This is a genomic window from Hymenobacter guriensis (genome assembly GCF_015773195.1).
Taxonomy (GTDB): Bacteria; Bacteroidota; Bacteroidia; order Cytophagales; family Hymenobacteraceae; genus Hymenobacter; species Hymenobacter guriensis.
This window is the reverse complement of the sequence record NZ_JADWYK010000010.1, coordinates 13254-37590: the sequence shown is the minus strand read 5'-3', so window position 1 is coordinate 37590 and position 24337 is coordinate 13254. Positions and strand designations below refer to the sequence as shown.

Sequence of the window (24337 nt, the reverse complement as noted above, 5' to 3'; positions counted from 1 at the left end):
ATTACCGCCGTTGCCTTCTACTATCACCGCATGAAACCAACTGATACGAGCGAAAAAGGGCTGGAAACCATTGTCGTAGAGTCCCTGCGTGATGAATCCCACTACCTGATAGGGGCTTCGAGCGACTACGACAAGGCGCTGGCGCTGGACCTGCCCAAGCTCTGGGCGTTTCTCTTGGCTACGCAGCAGGCGACAGTCGATATGCTGCGGTTGGAGGTGCCGAGCGAGCGGCAAAAGTTTCTGGAGCGGCTGCGGGGCGAGGTTACCAAGCGCGGCGTGGTAGACGTGCTGCGCCAGGGCATTAAGCACGGCCCGGCTTCGGTGGCGCTGTACTATGCTACCCCTACTGCCGGTAACGCCGAGGCTGCCAAGCTGCACCAGCAAAACGTGTTTAGCGTCACGCGGCAGCTGTTTTACAGCAGCCAGCACCACAACTCGGTGGACGTCGTGCTTTTCCTCAACGGCTTGCCGCTGCTGACGATGGAGCTAAAGAACAGCCTGACCAAGCAGACCGTAGCCGACGCCGTGACGCAGTACCAGGAAAACCGCGACCCCCGGGAGCTGCTCTTTCAGCCGGGCCGCTGCCTGGTACACCTGGCCGTAGACGACCAGCAGGTGAAGTTCTGCGCCGCGCTGGCGGGCAAAGCCTCTTGGTTCCTGCCCTTCAACAAGGGCTACCAGCAGGGCGCGGGCAACCCACCCAACCCCGAGGGCCTGAAAACGGACTATTTGTGGCGGGCGGTGCTGACCAAAGCCAGCGTGGCCAACCTGGTCGAGAACTACGTGGCGGTGCTGGAATCCACCACCGAGCAGGGCAAGAAGCAGCGCCAACCCATTTTTCCGCGCTACCACCAGCTCGAAGTCGTGCGGGCGCTGCTGGCTGATGTGTTAGCCCGGGGCGTCGGGAAGCGCTACTTAATTCAGCACTCGGCCGGTTCGGGCAAGAGTAACTCCCTGGCCTGGCTGGCGCACCAGCTGGTGGGCTTGCAAGAGGCCGGCAGCCCGGCCGCCGTGTTCGATTCCGTGGTGGTGGTGACGGACCGGCGCAACCTGGACAAGCAGATTCGCAACACCATCCGGGGCTTTGCGCAGGTGGGTTCCGTGGTGGGCCACGCCGAGCGCTCGGGTGACTTGCGCGCCTTTTTGCAGGCCGGCAAGAAAATCATCATCACCACCGTGCAGAAGTTTCCCTTCATTCTGGACGACATCAGCGGCGAGCTGCAGGGGCGCCGCTTCGCGCTGCTCATTGACGAGGCTCACTCCAGCCAGGGCGGCCGCACAGCGGCCAAGATGAACATGGCCCTGACCGGCACCGAGGATGAGGAAGAAGAGGAAACCACGGAAGATAAAATCGTGGCCCTCATGGAGTCGCGCAAGATGCTGCCCAACGCCAGCTACTTCGCCTTCACGGCCACGCCCAAAGGGCGGACGCTGGAAATATTCGGGGAGCCTTACCCGGACGGCGAACACACCAAGTTCCGGCCGTTCCACACCTATGCCATGAAGCAGGCCATCCAGGAGGGCTTTATTCTGGACGTGCTGCGCAACTACACCTGCGTGGCGGGTTACTACCGGCTGCTGAAAAGAGTGGAGCATGACCCGGAGTACGACGAGCAGAAAGCGGCCAAGAAGCTGCGGCAGTACGTGGAGGGCCACGACCGGGCCATTCGGCGCAAAGCCGAAATCATGGTCGACCACTTCCACGAGCAGGTGCAGCACAAAATTGGTAAGCAGGCCCGGGCTATGGTCGTGTGCAACGGCATTGCGCGGGCTGTGGAGTACTACCACGCCATACAGACCTACCTGCGGGAGCGCGGCAGCCCCTACCAGGCCCTGGTGGCGTTCTCGGGCGAACTAGCCTACGGCGATAAGAACGTGAGCGAGGAAACGCTGAATGGGTTTGCCAGCGGGGATATTGAAACCGAATTCCGCACCGGCGACCGGCGCTTTCTGGTGGTGGCCGACAAGTTCCAGACCGGCTACGACGAGCCCCTGCTGCACACGATGTACGTGGACAAGCCCCTAGCCGGCATCAAGGCCGTACAAACCTTGTCACGCCTGAACCGGGCGCATCCCAAGAAGCACGATACCAGTGTCCTGGACTTCTTCAACGACCAGGCAACGATTGAGGCAGCCTTTGCCACTTACTACCAAACCACGGTGCTGGGCGGGGCCACCGACCCCAACAAGCTTCACGACCTGCAAAGCGCCCTCGACGGGGCCGATGTCTACGACGAGGCCGACGTGGAAGCGGTAGTAGCCCTGCTACTGGCCGGCGCTCCCCGGCCGCAGCTCGACGTGCTGCTGGATGTGTGCGTGGCTCGCTACCAGGCGCATCTGGATGAAGCCGGACAGGTACAGTTCAAAGGCGGAGCCAAGAGCTTTGTGCGCACCTACGAGTTCCTGGGCACCATTCTGCCCTACCACTACGCCCCCTGGGAGAAGCGCAGCATCTTTCTGAACCTACTGCTGCCCAAGCTGCCCTCTCCGCAAGACGACGACCTGGCGCTGGGTATTCTGGAGGCCATTGATATGGACAGCTACCGGGCTGAGCTGCAGGCGGCACAGGCCATTACGCTGGTTGAGCAGGACGCCGAGATTGCACCCGTCGAGCTGGGCCAGAGTGGCTTTGTAGCCGAGCCGGAAATGTCGCTGCTGAGCACCATTGTCAGCCAGTTTAATACGCTGTTCGGTAACATCTCCTGGCAGGACAAGGACAAGGTAGTCCAGATTATCACCCACGAACTGCCGGCAAAGGTGGCGGCTAACAAAGCCTACCAGAACGCCATGGCCAACTCGGATGAACAGAATGCCCGCATCGAGCACGACAAGGCCCTGCAGGAGGCCGTACTAAGCTTCCTGAAAGACCACACCGAGCTCTTCAAGCAGTTCAGCGGCAACCCCAGCTTCAAGCATTGGCTTACCGGAGAATCATTCCGGCAGACATACTTACCGCCTGGGCAGTAGTCAAGCAGCTACGCAGTGCGGACCGTCGCTCAGAAGCGGGCGTGAATATCAGGGTTGCTTCGTTTAGAGTAATACTGGTAACACCGGTAATACTAGTAATACTGGTAACACGAATACATCTCTGTATTAGATGAAGCTCTAATAGCCAATATGTTATTCTGATAAATGTCTTTGGTGATGAAAGGTATATGCAAGTTGTATGAAGTAGAGGATGACCTGCGAGAGAGCCATGTCTACCCCAAGTTCGTTGTTGACTACCTGAAAAAGACGGGTTCTAATTACCTGCGCCGAGTCACGGCCTTGGTTAAAAGTTTGGTCCAAAAGTTAATCGGACGGGCCCGAAACCTGTTCCCAGTTGAAGGCGAAAAGGGCTTCGATGTCAAAGCGGAGCGAGTCTTTGAGGGCATCATCCGAGAAGTCAAACTCGCCGTGCAGGTTGATGTGCTGCCAACTCACGGGCGAGCTGGCGGCAATGGCGTCGGCCACCGCCTGGCGCTCGGCCGTCGGGGCCTGGAATAAATACTGATTGAGGTAGAGACAGTTCCAGCACACAATCGTGTTTTGTACGAGCTGTTTGCAGGCGTCAGCCACCTGCTGCTCTTCCTTGCCGGCGTAGGGAATCTGCCCGTTTTGGCCGTAGAACACGGCCCGGGCGAAGGTATGCGTGCTTTCGAGCTTGTCCAGCTGGTCGTCGATGCGCTTGCGCAGGCTTTGGTCGTCCATATAACGGAGCAGAAACTCGGTGCGCACCACCCGGCCCAGCTCGCGCAGGGCTAGGTAGACGGGGTGCTGCTGCGAGTAGGAATTGAGTCGGCGCAGCACGGTGGAGGCCGTCACGTGCTTTTGCTTGAGGCTCACCACCAGCCGCCGCCGCGTATCCCACTGCGCCTCGATAAGGCCCTGGTCGATGTACTTGACCGGCGCCAGGCCGTAGGCCGTCAGGTCGGGCACGTCCATGCCGGCGAAGGCGTAGAACTGCTGGTCCTGAAAGGACTGGATGCGGGGGGCGAATTCGATGCCCAAAAAGGCAGTGAGCGCGAAGTTGACTTCCGTGAAGCCGTGGGTGTCGGTGCTGTGGATGGTGGCCTCGACCACGTCGTTGTGCAGCAGGCCATCCACCAAATAGGCGGCCTCGCGCTCGGACGAGCTGAACGTGGTCGAGTAAAAGAGCCGATGGCGGTCGTCGAGGAAGCCGTAGGAGACGATGCCCTTTTCCTGACCAAAATACTTGTACGAATGCGTGGCGTGAATCGAATCAACGGCCACGTAGTACTTCTGGCCATCGGAGGAGGTGTGCACCGCCTCGGGGTGGCGTTGGAAGAGGCGGCTAACGGGCAGCTTGCCGGTCAGGGCCACCACGGCGTCGTTGGCCCGGCGCAGGTTCTCGAGCGAGAAGTACCAATTGACCGCGTTCTCCAGGGTGGCCAGCGCCACGTGCTTGGTGGCATGGGCCATGCGCGTCAGCCCCAGGTTGCAGCCGTACGCCATGAGGCCCGCGAAGAATACCCGCTCCGCGGGCCGGGGCGGCCGATTACGTGGACTCCAGTGGGTGAGGCAGCTGGTGAAGTGGCACTGCTGGTTAACGGTGTGCAGCACCTCGTGCAAGGAAATCAGGCCCGGCCCGGGAAACAGTGGCCGCGCTACCGGGGCGTCCTCGTCCAGGGGCCGGGCCGGCGTCAGGAAGCGGGGCCGCCCGTTGGCGCGCGCCCGCACGCCGGGGTTGGTGCCGGCGTCCAGTCGCTCACAGGTGCGGGCGAAAGCGGTGGCCAGTTTGGCTTGCAACCCGGCCAGCCAAGGACCCGGCTGGCGCAGGTGCACGAGGTCCGTCTGCGCCAGTAACGCGTCCCGCTGCCGCTCCCAGGTGGTGGCCTCCAGCAGGTAGGTGTCGAAGGGGCGGTAGCGCAGCGAGTGGGCCAGGTTCAGCTTGCCGGCTTTCAGGTGGTCGGCCACGTGGCCCGCCAGCAGGGCCTTGTACAGGGAAACAGGGCTTTCGGCTTGCGCCAGGGCGGCCCGTTCCGCGGCTTTCAAAAAGGTAGTCGGGGGATGAGCGCTAACCTGGCCGTCCCGCGCTCGGTACTGGGCAAGGGCTTGGGCCAGCGGGCTGTCGGCCGCGCCTTCGTAGGCCACGGTGCGCAAAATCTCGCCCAGCCGGCGCTGGAGGGCGCGCGAGCGCTCCTCCACGACCTGATAATACGGGCCGATGCGACTACCCCCGCCCCCTTGGCGCAACTGTTGCGCCGTGTGGCCCAGTTGCGCAAAATCCGCCACGGCCGGGGTTTGCAGCCAGGCCAGCAAGGCTGTCACCTTCTCCGCGTTGGTGCGGGCAAACGAAAAGGCGACTTCTTCCAGCTGCGCCAGGGCCGCGCCGTGGCTGACCACCCCTTCCAGTACCTGGCGCAGTTGGCTAGCCGAGTCCTGCTGCTGGCGGTAGACGCGCTCTTGCGTTTCCCGCTGGGCGGCGTTGCAGTGAGTTTGCACGGCTTGCAGGAGCGTTTCGGTGAGCAGGTCGCCGACCTGGTAGTACTGGTAGACCACGAAGCAGAGCACCATCAGGTACTTCTTGTCGGCCTGCTGCTGCACCTGAAACACCTGCGTCCGCTCGACGTAGCGGGCGTAGAAGCGCACCACTTCCTCCGATAAGTCCAGGGCCTGCACCACGGGGTACACCTGGGTGAACAGCGTCTGGAGCACGGCGTAGTCCTGCACGTTGGCGCGGATAGCCATCGGGCGCATCAGCTCCAGGCTGCGCTTGAGTGTGGTCAGCCGGTAGGGCCGGTGCGAATGGGCCGGGGCTTCTTCGGGCGTGGTGAACAAGGCATCTAATTGCTGGCGCACGGCCGGCGTCAGGTGGTGTGCGAGCTGCGTGATGAGCTGTTGTTCCACCGTGCGGAAAGCCTCGGTGACGAGGCCGGCCAGCGCGGCGTAGGTCGGCACTTCCCAGCGATGGGTGCGGATGTAATCGGCGGCGGAGTGAAACACGGCCACCGGGTACATCTGCTGGCGGGCAAAATGCGTCACTTGCTGCCGCACGGCCGCTTCGACCTGCTCAAAGGGCGGCACCCCGAATTGCTGCAGAATCTGCTCCCGGTGGTAGAAACGGGTGACCTTATCATAGCGCGCCCACTCCACCGCTCCCAAGCGGTAATGCTGCTGCACGTACGCCTGGTCAGCCGCCAGGAACCGGTCAATGGGAAAGAAGCGCCCGGTCGCCTTGAAGTAGCCGACCTGCAACACGAAGCCGCCCCGGCTGTGCGGCGCCAGCAGCGTATCCAGAAACCGGGTAGCCCAATCGGGCAACGCGAAGAAGAGTTGCCGTTGCGGCTGATTGAAAACAGGCGGCTGGTCGAAGGCGCGACGCTGAGTGGCGTCAAGTAAGGGAAGGTGACGGGCCATTTGAAGGAAGTAAATCCTAAAAGTAGCCCGTTGGCTTGTACAGTGAAACGAACGTATTTCTGTACAAGTTAACCTGAGAGACCCGCTGGGGTAAAGCAAAGCCGAAACCAGCTGATTTGGTACAGAAAACTTGTTCAGCAATCAAAGTACAAACAAGGGTACCTTCGCAACGGATAAACTGTACTTTACCCCATGAAAATCGGCTACGCCCGCGTCTCGACCCGCGACCAGAACCTGGAACTGCAACTCGATGCCCTCACCAAAGCGGGCTGCGAAACCATCTACCAGGAAAAGGTGTCCGGGGCCAGCACCAGCCGCTCGGAGCTGGAGCGGCTGCTGACACAGCTGCGCACCGGCGACACGGTCTACATCTACAAGCTCGACCGCTTGGGGCGCTCGCTCAAGCATCTGCTGCAGGTGGTGGGTGACTTCCAGCAGCTGGGCGTGGGCCTGGTTTCCCTCACCGATGCCATCAACACGACCTCCGCCCAGGGCCGGCTTGTGTTCAACCTCTTTGCCTCCCTGGCCGAGTTTGAGCGGGAGCTGATTCGCGAGCGTACCCACGCCGGGCTGGCCGCAGCCCGCGCCCGGGGCCGGGTGGGCGGCCGTCAGCGGGGCCTCTCAGAGCAGGCCGAACGCACGGCCATCATCGCCGAGACGCTCTACCGCGAGCAGCAACTCGGCGTCAACGAGATTGCCCAGCGCCTGCACATCTCCAAGGTTACCCTTTATAAGTACTTACGCCACCGAAAGGTGGTCATCCACGCCCACCGAAAGGCCGCCGGCACGGCCACCGATTAACTCGTATGATTGTGCTGCCTTTCGGTGAAGGGTAGCTGGAGCAGGAAGCAGGGGCACCACGTTTAACTAAACGCGCGGCTGCGGCCTCGACGTTGCACAAAAGAAAGCGTGCCCTGCTTCCGTTTTGCCTGAAGACTGCACAGTATGGAGGGAGCCTAAGCCGTACGCCGGCATCCCGTATTTGCACGAGACAAGTTGTGGCAAAACCCTGGCCGGCTTATGGTTTCACCTGCTTACTGTGTGCCCGATGCCCTCCACTAAACCTGTGAGTCCCCCGCTCAAGCACGTCGTCGGGATTGACATTGCCAAAAGCTCCTTTGTCGCCTGCCTAGGCCAGGTGAATGGCAATCAGCAACTGCTCTTTGGCAAGGAAACCACCTTTGAAAACACCCCGGGCGGCTTTGCCAGCCTGCTCAGCTGGGTGGCCCGGCAGCGAGCGGCCGCTGTTCCGCTGTGGTTTGTGGTCGAAGCCACCGGCGTCTACTACGAGGAACTGGCGTACTTTTTAGCCGATCAGCAGCAGTTCCTCAGCGTGCTGTTGCCCAACAAGGTGAAGCATTTTGCGCGTAGCACCGAGCTCAAGAGCAAGACCGACCAACTGGACGCGCGCTTGCTGTGCCGGCTGGGCCTGGAGCGGGCTTTGCCCGCCTGGCAGCCGCCTACGCCAGCGCTGCGCCAGCTGCGGGCCCTAGCCCGCGAGCGACAGGTGCTAACCAAGCAAGGTGCGCAACTCAAAGCCCGCGTGCATGCCTACCAGTACAGCTATCAGCCTGATAACCGCACCCTGGCACGCCTGGCCGCCCAGCAGCAGTTGGTGCAGGAGCAGATAGCGGCTCTGGATCAAGATCTGGCCGAGCTTCAGGCGGCCGAGCCGGAGTTGGCGCGCAAGCTGACGCAGTTGACCAGCATTCCCGGCATTGGGCTGACCACGGCCGTCATCGTGGTGGCCGAAACCAGCGGCTTCGCCCTGGTCGAGAATGAGCGTCAACTCGCCTCCTATGCCGGCCTAGATGTGGTGCAGCGGCAAAGCGGCCTCTCGGCGCACGCTACGCGCATCTCCAAACGTGGCAACACGCGCCTGCGCACGGCCTTATACTTGCCGGCACTTAGCAGCCTGCGCCATAACCCGCGGCAAATTGCCTTTTATGCCCGGCTGCGTACGCGCCACCCCAGCGGCAAGCCTGGCGTCATTGCCGTTATGCGCAAACTACTTGTGCTCTGCTACGCGCTTTGGAAAACGGACCGCACGTATGATCCTGACTACCCCACTGCCCAGTCCGTCGGGCAAGAAATAGCCCCGGCTACAGAAGCGGGCCGGGGCTACGCAGGATGAACGCGCACGTCCTCCTTCAGGAACTCGAAGATAAATAAATGCGGTCTACCGCTTGCTTGCCATCACAGTATCTTTTGTACCAAACTTTTAACCAAGGCCATCACTACGGCGAACGGGTATCTACAGGCTTTGTGGAGTCGGCGGTGAACCAGGTGCTGTCGAAACGCCTAGTCAAGTGCCAGCAGATGCAGTGGACGAAAAAAGGGGCGCATCTGCTCGTACAGGCCCGTATCAAAGTGCTCAACGAGGAATGGGAAGACTGTTTTCGGCAGCAGTATCCCGGTTTCCGGTCAGTGCCAGCGGAACCCCTGGCTATGGCTGCTTAATCCCATTGCCCCACACTTTTTGATGCTCTCCATTTCTCCAGCCAACCGCTGGCAGCTCAACAGCGCTAGCTTTCTGCTTTTGCGAACCCAACTGATTCACGAAAAAACTGCGGCGATACGGCCGTATTTTTCTTGAAGAAGCGGCTGAAATAGTATTCATCCCCGAAGCCCAGCGCGAAGGCGATAGCCTTGACGGATTGACTGGTTAGGTACAGTTCGCGCTTGGCCTCCATAATGATTCGCTCCGTGATGAGTTGGCTGAGCGTCTTCTGATAATGGGACTTGACTAGGCGCGTTAGGCTTCGGGCGGGAACTCGTAACAGGTCGGCATACTCCCCGGCCGTGTGCAGGTGGCGGTAGTGCGTATTAATGGCCTCTTGAAGTTGCTGCAGGAGCCAGGGCTCCCGGCCAGACGGGTTCTGCTCGGTGCCTAACGCGGGCTGTGCAGTACGAATACGGATAGCTTTCAGCAAAAAGAGCTTCAGATATAATACGATGGACTCTTGTTGTGCTACCTCTTGACGCCGTACTTCCTCTTGCATCACAGCTGCCAGGGCGGCAAATTCACGCACCGCCTCTGTTGTAACCGGGAAGAAGGGCGGCTCAAAAATGGTGTTGAACAAGATGCCATTGCTAGCTACCTCCTGCTGATGCCGGTAGATGCAGAAAAAGTCGGCATGAAAATCCAGGACCAGGCCCGCTACAGCGGTGCTGGCTTGGATAGTGTAAGGTTGGTAAGGGCCAAAACAACACAGCGTACTGCCAGCAAACAGGTAGGTGGCAAAGTTGGCGCGTAGCTCGCCGCTGCCCTGCGTAAGCAGAATGAGGGAGTAATAATTATTGCGTTGTAAGTAATTAAACGGGGTGTCGTCGCTAAAGGAGTAGCTTCGAAACGCTAATTCACCCGTGTGCGGATGAGTTAGCAGGAGACAGTCAATCGCCATCGCGTGAGAAGAATAGCAGCTAGCCAACTGGACTAACTGCCCGCCAGCCCCTAAAGCGACCTATGCCCAGGCATAGGTCGCTTTAGGGGCTGGTAATTATTTGGCAGCCAAGATAGCTACTTGTTCAATGACAGGCGGCACGGCCAGCAAGTCGGCCGCATGGGCCATCAACGCAGCGGCAATAGGGCCGTTCAGATGCGCCTGCCGGCCTGCTTCATCCGGAAAGGTATCAAAGATACCGAAGGTGGCCGGCGCCAGCTGAATAGCATACCAGGTTATGGTAGCCGGCTCTTGCTGAGCCAGGGGCAGAGCGCCCGTCAAAAAATCGAGTACTGCCTGCTCTTTACCGGGCTTCGCTTCGAGCCGGACCAGCAATCCTACATTCTTCATGGAAGTGGGGGTTAGGTAAATTGATATAACAAAGGTGCTGCCTCTCTGAAAGGATTAACATGGACGGACGCAACTAGTGGCTGGACAAAAAGACCATGGCCGCTTCAAACCAGTATGTGAGCTCGTGTATCATGGTTTAACTGGCCCCGAATGGTGCAGTGGCTGTTGCAGAACTCGGCACGATGCAAAACGTGAAGGGCTTGAGGCTTCGAGCCAGGCTAGAAAAGAACATGAGCAGGCCGTTCATCTATACTCAGGAACTATTCTACGTAGTTGCTGGGCTGCCTTGAGAATTCTGTAACAGCCACTGCACCTCGCTGAGGCCCCCTCTGTTGGTGCTGCACTACGAGTCGCAACGCAGCCTGGCCGCCGGCGGAAGGCTCCAAGTAATCTCAGCTTCCTGCCGTTAGGAAGAACTCATGCACCGCGCCGGCCGCCATTAGTAGCAGGCGTTGGAGTTCGGTCATGACGAAGGCAGGAGGCAGAAATATATCTTCATCACCTCTGCTCCTCAGCGGACGCCAGCTGAGGAGCAGAGGGGAGGTTACAGTAATTTATCCAAGCTCACCGGCAGGTCGCGCACGCGCTTGCCGGTGGCGTGAAACACGGCGTTGGCGACGGCGGCGGCCACGCCGACGAAGCCAATCTCCCCGATGCCTTTGACACCCAGCGGATTCACGATGTCGTCCTCTTCCTCGACCAGCACCACATCGATGGTGTGAATGTCGGCCATGACGGGAATATGGTACTCGGCGAGGCTGTGGTTGATGTAGCGGCCGAAGCCGTGGTCCATGATGGATTCTTCCATCAGGGCCATGCCAATGCCCCAGACCACCGAGCCCAGCACCTGACTGCGGGCGGTTTTGGGGTTGAGGATGCGGCCGGCGGCCACGGCGTTTACCACGCGCGCTACGTGCACCGTGCCCAGGTCCTCGTCCACTCTTACCTCCACGAACACGGCGTTGTGTGAGTGCATGGAGTAGGGCTGCTGCTTGAGCATATTGGGCCCGGTGGTGGCTTCGGCTTCCACTTTTTCCTCGCCGCTGGCGTCGAGCAGTTCGGCAATGCCGACGCGGCGGCTGATGTCCTCATTGAGCCGGATTACCCCGTCCACAAACTGCACGTCCTCAAAAGCGGCGCCTTGCAGCGGCGAATCGGCCAGTTGCTGCGCCAGCTTGAGCAGCTTTTTGCCCAGCGCCTGGCAGGCGGCCTGCACGGCGGTGCCCACGGAGGCGGCCGTCCAGGAGCCGCCCTGCACGGGCGCTTCGGGCAGCTCGGTGTCGCCGAGGCGGAAGGTGACGGCTTCCAGCGGCAAGCCCAGGGTTTGGGCCGCAATCTGAGTCATGATGGTGTAGGTGCCGGTGCCGATGTCGTTGCTGGCGCTGCTCACCATCAGGTGGCCGTCGGCGGTGAGGCTGGCTTTGGCGGCGGCCTTCTGCTGCGTAGCGTCCCAGCAGCCGGTCGCCATGCCGTAGCCAATCAGCCAGTTGCCGTCGCGCATCGAGCGGGGGGTAGGGTTACGCTTTTCCCAGCCAAACCGGGCGGCACCCTGGTGGTAGCACTCGCGCAGCTTCTTGCTCGAAAACTCCTTGTTCATGTTCTGGTCGCGCTCAGCATAGTTGAGCAACCGGAAATCGAGCGGGTCCACGCCAGCTTTGTAGGCCAGCTCGTCCATCGCCGATTCGAGGGCGAACGAACCCGTGGCCGCGCCCGGCGCCCGCATGTCGATAGGCGAGTTGGCGTCAATCTTGGTCAACTGGTAGTCCAGCTTCACGTTCTCGCACTGGTAGAGCAGCCCCGACCAGTTCACGACGACTTCGGTGAAGTCTTCGAACTGCGAGGTTTCGGCCAGGGCGGCGTGGTGCACGGCTTCGAGGCCGCCGTTTTCGTTGGCGCCCAACTTGAGGTATTGCAGCGTGTGGGGGCGGTGACCGAGGCTGAACATCTGCTGCCGCGTCAGCGACACGCGCACCGAGCGCTCCAGTGCCAGCGCCGCCAACACGGCCAGAAACACCTGGTATTGGGGCCGCAGCCCGGCGCCGAAGGCACCGCCGGTGAACTTGGAAATCACCCGCGCCTCCTCCTTGCTGAGCCCGAAAATCTTCGTCAGGTACTGCTGCACGTTCATCGCGCCCTGCGTTTTGTCGAAGATGTTCAGCTTCTTGCCCTCACCCAGCCACTCGACGGTGGTGGCGAAGTTCTCCAGCGGGTTGTTGTGCTGGGCTAGGTGGATGTACTCGGCCTCGTGCTGATGGGCGGCGTTCTTATACGCCTCGTTGGGGTTGCCGCGGGGCTTGGGCGGCGGCATGAAGCCGGATTTGCCGCGGCCGGGCTCGTAGCCGTCGTCGCGCTTTTTCTCGATATCAGTCTCGTGCGCCTCGGCCGCGTACTCAACGCGCAGCAGGGAGGCGGCGTAGCGGGCCAGCTCAAACGTTTCGGCTACAACCAGGGCTACGGGCTGCTGGCTGAACAGGATTTCGGCGTCGTGCAGGGGCCGGAACGGCGAGCCGCCGGGCGCCAAATCGTCCTTGTAGCTGCGGTCGAACCAAGCCAGTGAGGGCACGTTTTCGTGGGAGAACACCTGCAGCACGCCGGATAGCGCCAGCACCTCGTCGGCGTGAATCCTGGTGATTTTGCCCTTGGCAATCGGGCTGCTCACGACGTAGCCGTAGAGCAGGTCGGGCACGTTGAACTCGGCGGCGTACTTGGCCGCGCCGGTTACTTTGGCCAAGCCCTCTACGCGGCTAACGGGCTTCCCAATATAGTCCGTGCCCAGGCGGATAACGGGCGGAGCGGCAATCGTCTGCTTCATGGTAGTAAGGGGGGATAGGGACGGGGCTGGCCCCCGCCGTGGTATGAACAAGGCTGCGTGAAGGGTGCCGGTCAACGGCTGCGGCCAGCGCGGGCGGCCGGGCGGGGGCAAGGCCGCCCCTACGGATTGGAATTGAGGAAGGCGTTTTCGTCCAGCTCGTAGTTCATCTCGGTCGCCTGCTTGAGGGCCCGCACCACGGCGCGCCGGGCCAACTCAATCTTGAAGTCGTTGGAGCCTTGGCCCACGGCTCCTTTCACAACCTGGTCGGCTGCTTGGCGAAAGGTTTCAACCGTAGCGGGCCGCCCTACCAGCAGTGCTTCGGCTTCTTTGCTACGCCAGGGCTTGTGGGCCACACCGCCCAGCGCCAGCCGCGCCTCCCGGATGGTGTTGCCGTCCAACTCCAGCGCCGCGGCTACCGACACCGCGGCGAAGGCGTAGCTCGTGCGGTCGCGCAGCTTGAGATACGTAAAGTGCTTGGCAAACCCTTTTTCGGGCAGGTCCACGGCCGTTATCAACTCGCCGGGTTGCAGCGTGTTGTCCAGTTCCGGCCTCTCGCCGGGCAGGCGGTGAAAATCCTCAAACTTGATGCGGCGCTCGCCGTCCGGGCCACTCACCTGCACCACGGCTTCGAGGGCGGCCAGGGCCACGCACATGTCGGAAGGATGGGTCGCGATACACTGCTCACTGGCCCCCAGAATAGCGTGAATGCGGTTATAGCCGCCGATGGCGGAGCAGCCTGTGCCGGGTTCGCGCTTGTTGCAGGGCGTGGCCAGGTCGTAGAAGTAGTAGCAGCGGGTGCGTTGCATGAGGTTGCCGCCGTCGGTGGCCATGTTGCGCAGCTGCGGCGTGGCCCCGGCCAGGATGGTTTGGCTCAGCAGCGGGTAGTGCTTTTCCACTTCGGGGTGGTAGGCCGTTTCGGCGTTGGTGGCCAGCGCGCCCAGGCGCAGGCCGCCATCGGGCGCCCGCTCAATCTGGCTTAGCGGCAGCTTGTGCAGGCTGGTGAGGTGGGTAGGGCGGGCCACGTTTTCCTTCATCAAGTCGATGAGGTTGGTGCCGCCGCCCAGGTAGGCCGAGTTGTCGTGGCTGGCCTTGTCGCGCAGGGCCTCGTCAATGGCCGTGGCTTGGGTGAGGGTAAAACTGTTCATATGCTGGGGCAGAAGAAAATTAGGCGGGAATAGTAGTCAGCGTGCCATTATTTACTACCGCCTGACGGTCAATAACCTCCATCACGGCCGATAGGATGTTGGTGTAGGCGCCGCAGCGGCAGAGGTTGCCGCTCATCAACTCGCGTACTTCGTCCACGGTCTTGGCGCGGCCCTCGTTAATCAACCCCTGGGCCGAGCAAATCTGGCCGGGGGTGCAGTAGCCGCACTGGAAGGCATCGTGGTCAATGAAGGCCTGCTGCAACGGGTTCAGTTCCTCCTCGGTACCCAGCCCCTCGATAGTCTGAATGTCGCTGCCCTGGTACACGGTAGCCAGTGCCAGGCACGAGTTGATGCGCTTGCCGTTCACGAGCACCGTGCAGGCGCCGCACTGGCCGTGGTCGCAGCCTTTCTTGGTGCCAGTCAGGTCCAGGTACTCGCGCAGCGCGTCGAGCAGGGAGGTCCAGGGCGCCAACTGGAGGGTGTGGTCTTCGCCGTTCACGTGCAGCGTCACGGCTTGGGCGGGCACGATGGCCGCGGGCGAGCTATCAAGCGGTTTTTGGAGGACAGGGGTTGTATTCATCGGGAAAGTAGGGGTAAGAGAGTGAGGGTAGGCAAGGAACGCAACACTAAGAGTGCGTTCGGAAATGTACTTATTAACACGCAGCTTGTTGGGCATGGCGTAAATTCAGAAACCGCTGTTTTAAGTTGCTTATCAACTGCCCTGCTGACGGGGAGGACCCGTGCGGGCCCAGAAAGAATATTTTCCGTTTTCTAATTTCCGAACATCCCCCAAGCTGATTCGCTAGTGGCAGAACGCGGCAGGTGGTCGTCGAAACGGACAGCGAATCAAGGCGCGGGCTACCGCGTAGTACCAGCGCTACTTGTCCTGGTGAATATTGCCTTCTGGTTTCGCCGGCGCTGGTACAAAAAGGAGCCGGCGGTGGGCCCATTTCCCGACGCCCATCAATGCCTCAAAAGTAACCTGTAGCCGCTAGTTGAGTAGCCCGCTGTCCGCATTAGCGGGAATTTCTGTTCCTGCTTAAGCGCCCCCTATCAGAAGGCCGGCTTGCAAGCGGCTGGTTTGCGGTGGGCGTGAACGACGACGTTGTGGCGGACGCCGTGAGCAAGGTGGCGTCAGCACGGCGCGTCCACCCGTTTGGGTTGGTTCAAGCTACCACTGAAACAACGGACCGCAACAGGATGCGCCTGCTACGGTCCGTCGTTTCAAAACCGCGCCCGGCTCCGGTTTCCGGGCTTGCCGCTTATTTCTTGCCGCTGCTCGTTTTGCCGGGTTTCAGCACCACCTTCGTCCAGCCCTTGTCACGGGCGTTAAAGTGCTTGTAGGCATCGGGGGCCTCGTCCAGGGAAAGCTCGTGGGAGACGATGGCGGACGGCTTCGCTTTACCGGAAGATATCAGCGCACAAAGCTCCCGGTTGTACGATTTGACGTTGGCTTGGCCCGTGGCGATGCTTTGCCCCTTCATCCAGAAGCTGCCAAAGTCGAAGTCCATGTGGCCTTTTTTCTGCAGTGCCTCTTTGGACTTCGGGTCTTCCTGCACAAAAACGCCCACCACGCCAATAGAGCCGGTCGCCTTCACCGCCTGGACCAGTTCGTTCATCGTGACGTTCGCCTGTTCCTGGCCGTGTTTGTTGCAGCACTGGTAGCCCACGCATTCGCAGCCCCGGTCGGCCCCCTGCCCGTCCGTCAAGTCCAGCACCTGGTCCACGGCCGAGCCTTTCGACATGTCGATGGGGATGCCCCCCAATTCCTCCGCCAGCCGCAACCGGTCGGGGTGGCTGTCCACCACCATGATTTTGTCGGCCCCTCTTATGCGGGCCGACAGCGTGGCCATGAGCCCAACCGGCCCGGCGCCGTAAATGACCACCGATTCGCCCGGTTTTACCCCCGCCAGTTCCGTGGCGTGGTAGCCCGTCGGGAAGATGTCGGAAAGCATAGCGTAGTCGTTTTCCTTCTCGCTGGCATCCTCGGGCAATATCAGGCAGTTGAAATCTCCGTATGGCACGCGCAAGTATTCAGCCTGCCCGCCCTCATACGGTCCCATGCCGGCGAAGCCATAGGCTGCCCCGGCAAAACCGGGGTTCATCGTCAGACAAAACGCAGTGAGTTTGCGCTCACAATTTTTACAGTGGCCACAACCGATATTAAACGGCATGCACACCATGTCACCCACTTTGACCTTCATCACCGCCTTACCGACCTCAACAACCCGGCCCAGGTTCTCGTGGCCAAAAATCCGGCCGGCTTCGATGTTGGTGCGGCCATCGTACATATGCAGGTCGGAGCCACAAATGTTGGTGGTGGTTATCTGAACCAGCACGTCAGTGGGTTGCTCAATTTTAGGGTCGGGCATTTCGGACACGCGCACGTCCAAGGGGCCGTAATAAACAAGTGCTTTCATGAGATTGAGCTTGAAAGGTTGACTTACCCCTCACAGCAACGGCATCATTGGGCAGAAGGTTGACTTTTTTTTGGCGGATGAACAGTTCCTCCCGTTGGTATGGTTGATGTTGTCGATTCAGCCAGTAAAGCCCGGGGTAGTCCAGCTTAGCCGGACCACCCCGGGCTGAGGTGGTCTAGCTAAGCCGGACACATCTGGGACGTTGTTTGTAGCTGGGTTTCGAAGCAGTTGGGTAAGTGGTAAGCCAGGGCAGAGTGGCGCCGTTCGTCGAACGCTGTATTTGTCGGCCTACGTGCAGGACGAGGCCTACCGCCGGCGCATTCTGGTCCAACTCAATCGGGGCGAGGGGCGGCACGCCGTAGCCCGGGCGGTGTTCCACGGCAAGAAAGGCGAACTGCACCAGCGTTACCGTGAGGGCATGAAGGACCAACTGGGCGCCCTGGGTCCGGTCGTCAACGTGGTGGTGCTGTGGAACACCCGGTGCCTGCAACAAGCCCTGCAAGAGCACCAAGCCACTGAAGGAGCCCCGGAGCCTGCTGATATAGCCCGGCTCTCGCCCTTGCTGCACGAGCACGTCAACATGCTGGGCCGCTACGATTTTACCCTGCCCGAACGCATGGCGGCCGGTGAACTGCGGCCGCTCCGTGACCTGGCCAACTGGCCGGAGCAGCTGGTTGAATCTCCCTAACGTTGTTTTCCGTTCCTACTATTGTGCGCCCCCGGTGTTGGGCAACAGCGTATCGGGATTAAAGGAGAGTTTCATGTTCGACGATGTAGTGATGTGTAAGCAAGACAACGGCCCATTGATGGCCTAGTGCGCGTCCGGAAGCTGGTCAAATAACTGCCACCACAGCGCCTTGCGCGCTGCATCTTTCAGGCCCGACTGAAGCAGCTGCTCCACTTCCGTTTCTCGCTTCAACTGGCAGGCAAACTCGCGGATTTGCTGCTCGTCCTGTTGGTCACGGTAGCCTTTCAGCCACGCCTGCATCAGGGGCAGGCCCTGACCCACGACCAAGCCTTTCATCAAGGGCCAAAGGTTGGCATCCTGGGCGGGGACTTCCTGCATCCCGCGCTGCTGGGCCTCACGGCCAAAAGCATATGCGTTCGTTTCGAGTTGCTGAGCAACGGGCGGAAGTGAGGTAACTTGAAGCATGAAATTAACGGGCTGGAGGTTTGCGCTGTATATAGCGTGTACGTTCAAACAGCTATTTTTGTTGATATTTAGCAACAAAAAACCCCTTTATTTTACCCTAATCGCATTTATCATATTTATAAAGCCAACTACACCGTTGCCCTGTGAGCATGAAAAAACCTCACAAATAAATTGTGAGGTTTCCCATTAATCCTATCTACTCGGATGCTTGCGCAGGATCGCTTATTTTCCGGTAGTACTAGCGGCCGGTTCTTCCAGGATTCCGGAAAATGAAAGCACTAAGGGCCCGGTGGTAGAATTACTCCGCACAACCACCTTGGTGTTCTGCTGACCAATACGACCATCGGTATTGAAACGAACGACCAGCGTGCGGCTATTGCCCATTTTCAGAGGCTGACGGTTGAACTGGGCAACGGTGCAGCCGCAGCTGCTTTGCACGTCCCGGATAATCACGGGATCAGCGCCCATGTTCTTCAGCGTGAAACTCGCCTCCACTATGCCGCCACTGGGCCGGGTACCAAAACTGAGGTTATCCTGAGGATAAACCTTCAGGAAAGCGCCTGGCTGGGGGTAATTCAAGCCCGATTGCGGGTCCTGTATCTGGGGTTTGCTGGCGACTAGTGTAGCTGCCTGAAAACCAAAGGTGCCGGCGAGAATGAGAAGCAGTGTTTTCATAGGTCGAAATCTGAACGAAGCAAAGGTATAAATCCATGACCATATTGCAATTAAATTTAATTGCGTGCTTTCCCGCCCGACTGCCCAACAAAAAACCCGGCTGGTAAGGCCGGGTTCCGTACTTGCTGCAATAGGTATGGGGTCAGATACTCTCAACCCTATGAACCGACACACCTTTGAACGGTTCATAGGGCAAAGCGACAACAATACCTGTACGCTCCTGCTGTTTAGCCCTTTTTGGCCGGGGGCGGGCTCGATGCCCGCCCCCGGCCAATCGCCTCGGCGGCCCCACCGGGTAGCCCTGCCTACCCTAGCCCCCCTTCCTGAACCTGGTCGAGTACCTTGCGGCAGCTTCCGCGCTGGGCCAGCATTACCCCGGCTACTTTCGTTTTGAGTACCCGGCGTACCTGCCGGCGGATGTAGGCCAGTACTTCCTGGGCCTCACGCTGGTGGTAAGCGGCTGATACCTCTACAAAGGCTTTCAGGCTGCGGTTACCTCGGGCGCTGTTGCAGCTCAGGCAAGCGGTAATTAGGTTTTTGTGGTCGGAAATAGCCCCACCCTTGCTGTAAGGCTTCAAGTGGTCGAGCGTCAGCGTTACGCCCGCCTCAATGCCTTTGCCACAGTAGGCGCAGCAAAACCCATCGCGGAGGTAGATTGCTAGGCGCTTCTTGGGGGTAATCCAATTCTGGCCTTGGGTACGCTTGGGGCGGTCGGTGGTAGCGGCGGCAGTAGGGGCTGGGCACATGGTCGGCGGCGTTCAGAGGTGAGGGAGGTTGCTTGCGTTGTATAATAGTTTAACGGCTGGGCACTCCTTAGCGTTGCCAAAAGACAACAAAAAACACTCTCAATTTGCTGCAAATCAACTTTTACTCCCCTACTGCCCCGCTTCCCGGCCGGCTAGTCTTCCTCGTTCTCAGGAACAGCCTCAACGGCTTTTTCACACGTGGGGCACCACGCCAACCCCTCGGGAATATCCAGCGGCTCGTCACTTTGACTTTCAACGACCTGGGCCGCCTGGGCGGCTTCCGCCAGAAAGGCTTCGCCCCCACAAACCGGACAGCTTCCTACAACTGGGTTATCTATTTCATCATAGATAAAGTACACCTTCTCTGCTGTTGTCTGTGACATGAAAATAGGGTTTTTTGTTGCTTTTTATACGCAAAACTGCTTATTTCGATACTACAAACAGCGATTATTTTGGACTGCGACCCGCCTTTTTCCCCGACTGCCACAGTGGTTTAATTCCTCTCCCTACCAGTACCGGCGGAATTTGCGTGAGATACTGTGCTGAAAAACAATGGTCTATTCAATATTCATGAGTATAATTATACTATATTCATGAATATTTCTAAATCTAGACGCTTTACTTCTGGTTTTGAGCATTGGCCTACACGGGCGATCGGTTAGTGCTGTGGCTGGCACAGGTGGCCAACGGGCAGTTTAGCCCAGCCGAGCTGGCTCGCCTGCTTGACCTGATCGAGCAGAGGCTCTACTTCCGGCTGCGCGAGCTACGCCTGTACTAGGTGCGGCAGCTGCTCGGTAACGGCGGTGGCTTACGCAGCAGACTTTGCCTCGGCCAAGGGCTTCAGCGATGTTTACTCGGAAGATACCTCCCTCGATGTGTCAATGGCCCTGGACATCGTGCGTAGCAGCATGGGCGCCCTGGTGCCACGCGTGCCCGATGCCACGGCTCAAAACCGGCAACCATATTGCCATGGGTGGCACCCTCACCCAGGCCACCGTTATTGCGCAGCCAGGCAACACCTTCAACCTGCCGGGCTGCAACGTGGGTCTTGGCACCAATGCTTCCACCCAGGAACTGAACTTCGACGGCCCTAACCGGCTGCTCGGGTTGACGACGGCGGGTGTGGTGACGATCGATGCCAGCGAAAGCCGAGCGACAAATTAGCTGTCTGATGAAAAAATATAATTTTGAAAGTCAATGTTTTATATAGGGTGTACACACTTTGTCTACGCTCCATTTTGGGAGAAAGTGCTATAAAGGGTGGACTATTGCTAAGTAGTTCAATAGTATCCGCAAGCGTTCCACCCGCCGCGCTTTTGCGTGGCCCACTATCGGCTCTGACTTGGAGCTGGCGGCAACTTGCAGCCAGAGGTAAGCCCTCGGTGGCAGGATGCTGTAAGGCAGTTGGGGGGCTATATAGGTCTTCTAGCTGCCTTGAAACGCGCATTGCATTTCGACTACAGTTGGTGTTCAGAACCGGATATTTCGGCCGGTATTAATGTCAAGCAGCGCGGTAATTTATGGTTCTCTCTTCAGACTCAGGGTGCCTAGTGGCTTCGTTTAGACCCACTGCCTTTGCCTATGCCTCTTCGATGCTTTTACGATCTGATGTAAAATCACCGGTTCATTTTCTGTCCAAATGCTGGGAGGGCACTCGATCAGCTTTCATCCGTTGGTCGAGTGACGATAACACTTAACCTTTAACAATAAGTACCCACATGGAGGATGTCAATGGTCTTGGGTGAGGGCAGAATGTCACTTTTGGTATGTCAGCTACCGCAGGTCATCATTCAACGACTGGTTTTGGTAGGTGGATGACAGCCGCAATCGTTTCCAAATACCCTAAACTATTGCATAACAGGCACCAGTGAATGAGGGGAATTGCTATATTTATCCCACCCCTGAAAATGAAAGTCAGACAAAACACCCGCTTAGCGACTGAATCAAGAAAAGCGGGCTTGCGCAACCTCGGTGGTACCTACTCAGGTTATCAAACGGTCTCCATTTTTTAGTTGCGCATAAATACTTGAACGCATCTTAACTGACAGTAGCTCACTATTTTTTTCCTGCATACCACCCACTATTACTATGCACCACCCTCCCCTTGCCTCTCCCAACTGGGCTTGCTGTACTAGCGAAAAACCAAAAAAGCGTTGCTTTTCCGGCCAGCTGCTGCTAATGCCCTCTCGTCGAACGCTACAAACGTGGGTAGACGACCATCCATCAACCAGCATAAGCGGATGGTTACGCAACAGCTAGTGGCTGCTAGTGGTCGTGCTACATTGGATAGGCTTTAAGGCGACTACCGTTGGATAATCCTGCTACAGAAGGTGAATAGGCAGGCAGAGCAACTAGGTATTGCCTAACCTACTGCCGCCATAGAGTGGATGCAAAGCACGAGTTCATCCGCTATTCAATGCATTGTTACGGGCCGGCGCGGGTGCGCGGGCTTGCTTTTTTACCTCCTTACCTTTTTCTATGGACGCTTACGTAGGCGAAATCCGTGCCGTCGGATTCCGATTCGCGCCGAACAATTGGGCTTTCTGTGCCGGGCAGCTTATGCCTATCAACCGTTACACGGCGCTGTTTTCCATTCTGGGTAACACGTACGGCGGCGATGGCAAAAGCACCTTCGCGCTGCCCAATCTCTGTGGTCAGGCCATCGTCAATTCCGGCCAGGGCCCGGGGCTTACGGACTACCGTCTGGGTCAAATGACAGGCAGCGAAAACGAAACCCTGCTCCCTACCGAGCTGCCCCCGCACGTGCATGCGTTGAGCGGCACTTTTCTGACGCAGGTCGGCGAGGGCACCTCCAATGACCCGACCAGCAACTTCCCGGCGGCTACCACTGAACCCCAGTACAGCGAAAGCGCGGATACTGGTACGATGGGCCCCAGCATGCTGAAAGGCATGGGGTGGGCGGCGGGTGATAACCAGCCGCATACCAATCAGATGCCTTACCTGGCTATCAATTACATCATCTGCCTGTCGGGGATTTTTCCGCCGCGTCCTTAACCTCTCGCACTCGCCTACTTCAGCTGCCTTTCACTTATGGATAATTACCTCGGAGAAATCCGCGTTTTCGCCGGCAATTATGCTCCCCAGGGCTGGGCCCTTTGCAATGGCCAGCTACTGGCTATCAGCGACTATGACGCGCTGTACACCCTTATTGGCACCACGTACGGCGGCGATGGGCAGCAGTCCTTCGCTGTACCGAGCCTGCAGAGCCGGGTCGTTGTCGGCCAGGGGCAAAGCATGCAGGGCACAAACTACCCCGTTGGCATGGCCGCCGGTCAGGAGACGGTCACGCTCACCACGCTGGAAATGCCGGTGCATCAACATCCGATTTTTAACATCAACGTCAACGCCATCACGGGGGGCACGGCCCAGGCCAGTCCTGCCGGGGCCTATTATGGGGAGCAGGGCGCCAAGGCTTACGCGGCCGCGTCCTCAGGCCAGACCCTGAACGCCGGTACCGTGACAGGCCGCTCGACTCCTGCAGGCGGAGGGCAGCCCCACAACAACATTCAGCCGGTACTGGCCCTGAATTACATCATTGCGTTGCAGGGTATTTACCCCTCCTTCGACTAACGCTTTTTCTTTCATCCCCGCATCTGCATCGCAATTCTATGGAGAATTTTCTTGGTGAAATCCGCCTGATGAGCTTTCCCCGGGCGCCACGCGGCTGGGCTTACTGCCAGGGCCAGCTCATGCCCATTAATCAGAATCAGGCCCTGTTTGCCCTGCTGGGTACGCAATACGGAGGCGACGGCGTCACGACCTTCAAACTGCCCGACCTGCGCGGCCGAGTAGCTGTAGGCCAGGGTCGTTCGCCCGTCGGCACCGATTACAGCATGGGTCAAATGGCTGGCACGGAAAGCGTCAGTCTTACGGTTGCGCAAATGCCTGGGCACGACCATGCCTTTACGGGGACGCTGAACATTGGGGGCGATGCCGACAGCGCCAGTCCGGATAATAGCTTCCCGGCCACCATGGCCAGTACCCCCGTTGTAACGCCCTACGCCACCGGCACTATTAACGCCAACATGGGCGCAGCACTGACTGGCACGCTAGCGTCGGCCGGGGGCAGCCAGCCCCACGAAAACCGCCAGCCCTTTATGGCCCTTAACTACGCCATTGCCCTGCAAGGCATTTATCCTTCCCCCGGCTAAGGCTGCATAAGCTGCCCGGAAACAACCCGCGCCGGCTGTAGCCCGGCACGGGTTGTTTGGGCTTTACTTTTTGTCTCATGCAAGTTGCCGTCATCATTAGCAGCGCGTTAGGCTGGCCTGCCCTGCAGGCCCTGGCTGCTCAGGGCGGCGTGGCGGCGGTGGCCGTGCCTTACTGTCCTCCCGAGGCGGAAACCGATCAGCTGGCGCAGCAAGTGGCCGCGCTGGGCCTGCCCATAACACGGCTAGCCAGGCAGCAGTTGGGGGCCGACCTCGCCGCCTGGCTCGAACCCTTGGCAATAGAAGCCGTGCTGGTATTCACCCTACCCTGGCGCATTCCGGCGGCGGTGCTGGCGCTTCCTCCGCAGGGGTTTCTTAATTTCCACCTGGCGCCCCTGCCTGCCTACCGCGGCCCCGAGCCCCTGTTCTGGCTGCTGCGCAACGGCGAAGCCACCGGGGCCGTGACCGTACACCGCATGGACGCCGACTTTGACACCGGCCCTGTAGTACTGACCGAGCCGGTACCCATCGGGCCGGGCGATACCCACGGCCTGCACCGGGCCCAGCTGGCCGGGCGGGCTGCCCCTGTAGCCCTGCACCTGCTAGCCAGCCTGCGCGGCCAAGCCCCACTACTGACACCTGTGGCCCAGGAGGGCGCACCGGCCCGCTACTGGCCCCGTCCGGCCCTGGCCGATGTGTGCGTGCGCTGGAGCGAGCCGGCCGTGGCCATTGAGCGGCTGGTGCGGGCGACCAACCCCTGGAACCGGGGAGCCTTGGCCACCCTACGCGGGCAGCCCCTGCGCCTGCTCAGCGTGACACCCCACCCCCAGGCGGCTACCGGGCCGGCAACACCCGGCACTGTGCTGCATGCCGATAGGACGGCGGGCCTGTGGGTAGCCTGCGGAGCGGGCGAGGCGCTCCGCCTCGACATGGTAGCCCTTGACGAAGGCTACTTCACCGGCCTGCAGCTGATGCAGCTTGGGGTGGGAGTCGGAGAGGTTTTGAACGAATTTCAACGATGACTCCTTAAGCCATTTTTTACACTCTTCTCTTCACCCATAAA

The 24337-nt window shown here is 59.6% G+C and carries 20 protein-coding genes and 2 pseudogenes; 11 read left to right on the top strand and 11 right to left on the bottom strand.

Annotated features, from left to right (window positions below; all coding sequences use genetic code 11):
- The first annotated feature begins 30 nt into the window (after positions 1-30).
- Complete coding sequence (locus tag I5L79_RS15670; protein WP_196956012.1) at positions 31-2967, top strand: type I restriction endonuclease subunit R; 2937 nt, start codon at positions 31-33, stop codon at positions 2965-2967.
- A 324-nt stretch (positions 2968-3291) separates the two neighbouring features.
- On the opposite strand, the gene I5L79_RS15665 is transcribed toward I5L79_RS15670, so the two are convergent.
- The gene (locus tag I5L79_RS15665; protein ID WP_196956011.1) at positions 3292-6360 is read right to left on the bottom strand and encodes a Tn3 family transposase; all 3069 of its coding nucleotides are present in this window, start codon (positions 6358-6360) and stop codon (positions 3292-3294) included.
- Positions 6361-6552: 192 nt separating this feature from the next.
- Here I5L79_RS15665 and I5L79_RS15660 point away from each other — a divergent pair, with 192 nt between their 5' ends.
- The 3 genes and pseudogenes from I5L79_RS15660 to I5L79_RS15650 all read left to right on the top strand — a co-directional run.
- Positions 6553-7161: a recombinase family protein gene (locus tag I5L79_RS15660; RefSeq protein WP_196956010.1), complete on the top strand. Its 609-nt coding sequence runs from the start codon at positions 6553-6555 to the stop codon at positions 7159-7161.
- Positions 7162-7408: 247 nt separating this feature from the next.
- Positions 7409-8494 (top strand): IS110 family RNA-guided transposase, encoded by a 1086-nt coding sequence (locus tag I5L79_RS15655; RefSeq protein WP_196956009.1) that lies wholly within the window; start codon positions 7409-7411, stop codon positions 8492-8494.
- An 89-nt stretch (positions 8495-8583) separates the two neighbouring features.
- Positions 8584-8820: pseudogene (locus I5L79_RS15650) on the top strand (ISKra4 family transposase); the annotation flags it as partial.
- A gap of 65 nt (positions 8821-8885) precedes the next feature.
- Here I5L79_RS15650 and I5L79_RS15645 read toward each other — a convergent pair.
- From I5L79_RS15645 to I5L79_RS15620, 6 genes are all read right to left on the bottom strand, one after another.
- Positions 8886-9764, bottom strand: coding sequence for a helix-turn-helix domain-containing protein (locus tag I5L79_RS15645; RefSeq protein ID WP_196956008.1), 879 nt, complete (start codon positions 9762-9764; stop codon positions 8886-8888).
- A 96-nt stretch (positions 9765-9860) separates the two neighbouring features.
- On the bottom strand, positions 9861-10154 hold the full coding sequence (locus I5L79_RS15640; RefSeq protein ID WP_019949546.1) for a putative quinol monooxygenase: 294 nt from the start codon (positions 10152-10154) through the stop codon (positions 9861-9863).
- Between the two features lie 544 nt (positions 10155-10698).
- Positions 10699-12966, bottom strand: coding sequence for a xanthine dehydrogenase family protein molybdopterin-binding subunit (locus tag I5L79_RS15635; RefSeq protein WP_196956007.1), 2268 nt, complete (start codon positions 12964-12966; stop codon positions 10699-10701).
- Between the two features lie 119 nt (positions 12967-13085).
- Complete coding sequence (locus I5L79_RS15630) at positions 13086-14111, bottom strand: FAD binding domain-containing protein (protein ID WP_196956006.1); 1026 nt, start codon at positions 14109-14111, stop codon at positions 13086-13088.
- Between the two features lie 19 nt (positions 14112-14130).
- Positions 14131-14691 carry a (2Fe-2S)-binding protein gene (locus I5L79_RS15625; RefSeq protein ID WP_196956005.1) on the bottom strand — a complete coding sequence of 187 codons (561 nt, stop codon included), beginning with the start codon at positions 14689-14691 and terminating at the stop codon, positions 14131-14133.
- A 682-nt stretch (positions 14692-15373) separates the two neighbouring features.
- Positions 15374-16531, bottom strand: coding sequence for a glutathione-independent formaldehyde dehydrogenase (locus tag I5L79_RS15620; RefSeq protein ID WP_196956004.1), 1158 nt, complete (start codon positions 16529-16531; stop codon positions 15374-15376).
- A gap of 256 nt (positions 16532-16787) precedes the next feature.
- Here I5L79_RS15620 and I5L79_RS15615 point away from each other — a divergent pair.
- A pseudogene (locus I5L79_RS15615) lies at positions 16788-17219 on the top strand (Tn3 family transposase); the annotation flags it as partial.
- Positions 17220-17342: 123 nt separating this feature from the next.
- Here the strand turns inward: I5L79_RS15615 and I5L79_RS15610 are convergent.
- The 4 genes from I5L79_RS15610 to I5L79_RS15595 all read right to left on the bottom strand — a co-directional run bounded on the left by I5L79_RS15610 (position 17343) and on the right by I5L79_RS15595 (position 19488).
- Positions 17343-17684, bottom strand: a complete 342-nt coding sequence (locus tag I5L79_RS15610; protein WP_196956002.1) for a hypothetical protein — start codon at positions 17682-17684, stop codon at positions 17343-17345.
- Between the two features lie 222 nt (positions 17685-17906).
- Complete coding sequence (locus I5L79_RS15605) at positions 17907-18359, bottom strand: DUF1573 domain-containing protein (RefSeq protein WP_196956001.1); 453 nt, start codon at positions 18357-18359, stop codon at positions 17907-17909.
- 305 nt (positions 18360-18664) lie between these two features.
- A complete protein-coding gene (locus I5L79_RS15600) occupies positions 18665-19105 on the bottom strand; it encodes an HNH endonuclease (protein ID WP_196956000.1) in 441 nt (146 codons plus the stop codon).
- A 152-nt stretch (positions 19106-19257) separates the two neighbouring features.
- Positions 19258-19488, bottom strand: a complete 231-nt coding sequence (locus tag I5L79_RS15595) for a hypothetical protein (RefSeq protein ID WP_196955999.1) — start codon at positions 19486-19488, stop codon at positions 19258-19260.
- Positions 19489-19742: 254 nt separating this feature from the next.
- On the opposite strand from I5L79_RS15595, the gene I5L79_RS15590 reads away from it, so the two are divergent.
- The 6 genes from I5L79_RS15590 to I5L79_RS15565 all read left to right on the top strand — a co-directional run bounded on the left by I5L79_RS15590 (position 19743) and on the right by I5L79_RS15565 (position 24296).
- The gene (locus tag I5L79_RS15590) at positions 19743-19883 is read left to right on the top strand and encodes a hypothetical protein (protein WP_196955998.1); all 141 of its coding nucleotides are present in this window, start codon (positions 19743-19745) and stop codon (positions 19881-19883) included.
- Positions 19884-20041: 158 nt separating this feature from the next.
- The gene (locus I5L79_RS15585) at positions 20042-20269 is read left to right on the top strand and encodes a hypothetical protein (protein ID WP_196955997.1); all 228 of its coding nucleotides are present in this window, start codon (positions 20042-20044) and stop codon (positions 20267-20269) included.
- A gap of 1314 nt (positions 20270-21583) precedes the next feature.
- Positions 21584-22120: a phage tail protein gene (locus tag I5L79_RS15580; protein ID WP_196955996.1), complete on the top strand. Its 537-nt coding sequence runs from the start codon at positions 21584-21586 to the stop codon at positions 22118-22120.
- A gap of 36 nt (positions 22121-22156) precedes the next feature.
- The gene (locus I5L79_RS15575) at positions 22157-22696 is read left to right on the top strand and encodes a phage tail protein (protein WP_196955995.1); all 540 of its coding nucleotides are present in this window, start codon (positions 22157-22159) and stop codon (positions 22694-22696) included.
- Between the two features lie 38 nt (positions 22697-22734).
- Positions 22735-23277, top strand: a complete 543-nt coding sequence (locus I5L79_RS15570; protein WP_196955994.1) for a phage tail protein — start codon at positions 22735-22737, stop codon at positions 23275-23277.
- Positions 23278-23354: 77 nt separating this feature from the next.
- A complete protein-coding gene (locus I5L79_RS15565) occupies positions 23355-24296 on the top strand; it encodes a methionyl-tRNA formyltransferase (protein WP_196955993.1) in 942 nt (313 codons plus the stop codon).
- Positions 24297-24337 lie beyond the last annotated feature (41 nt).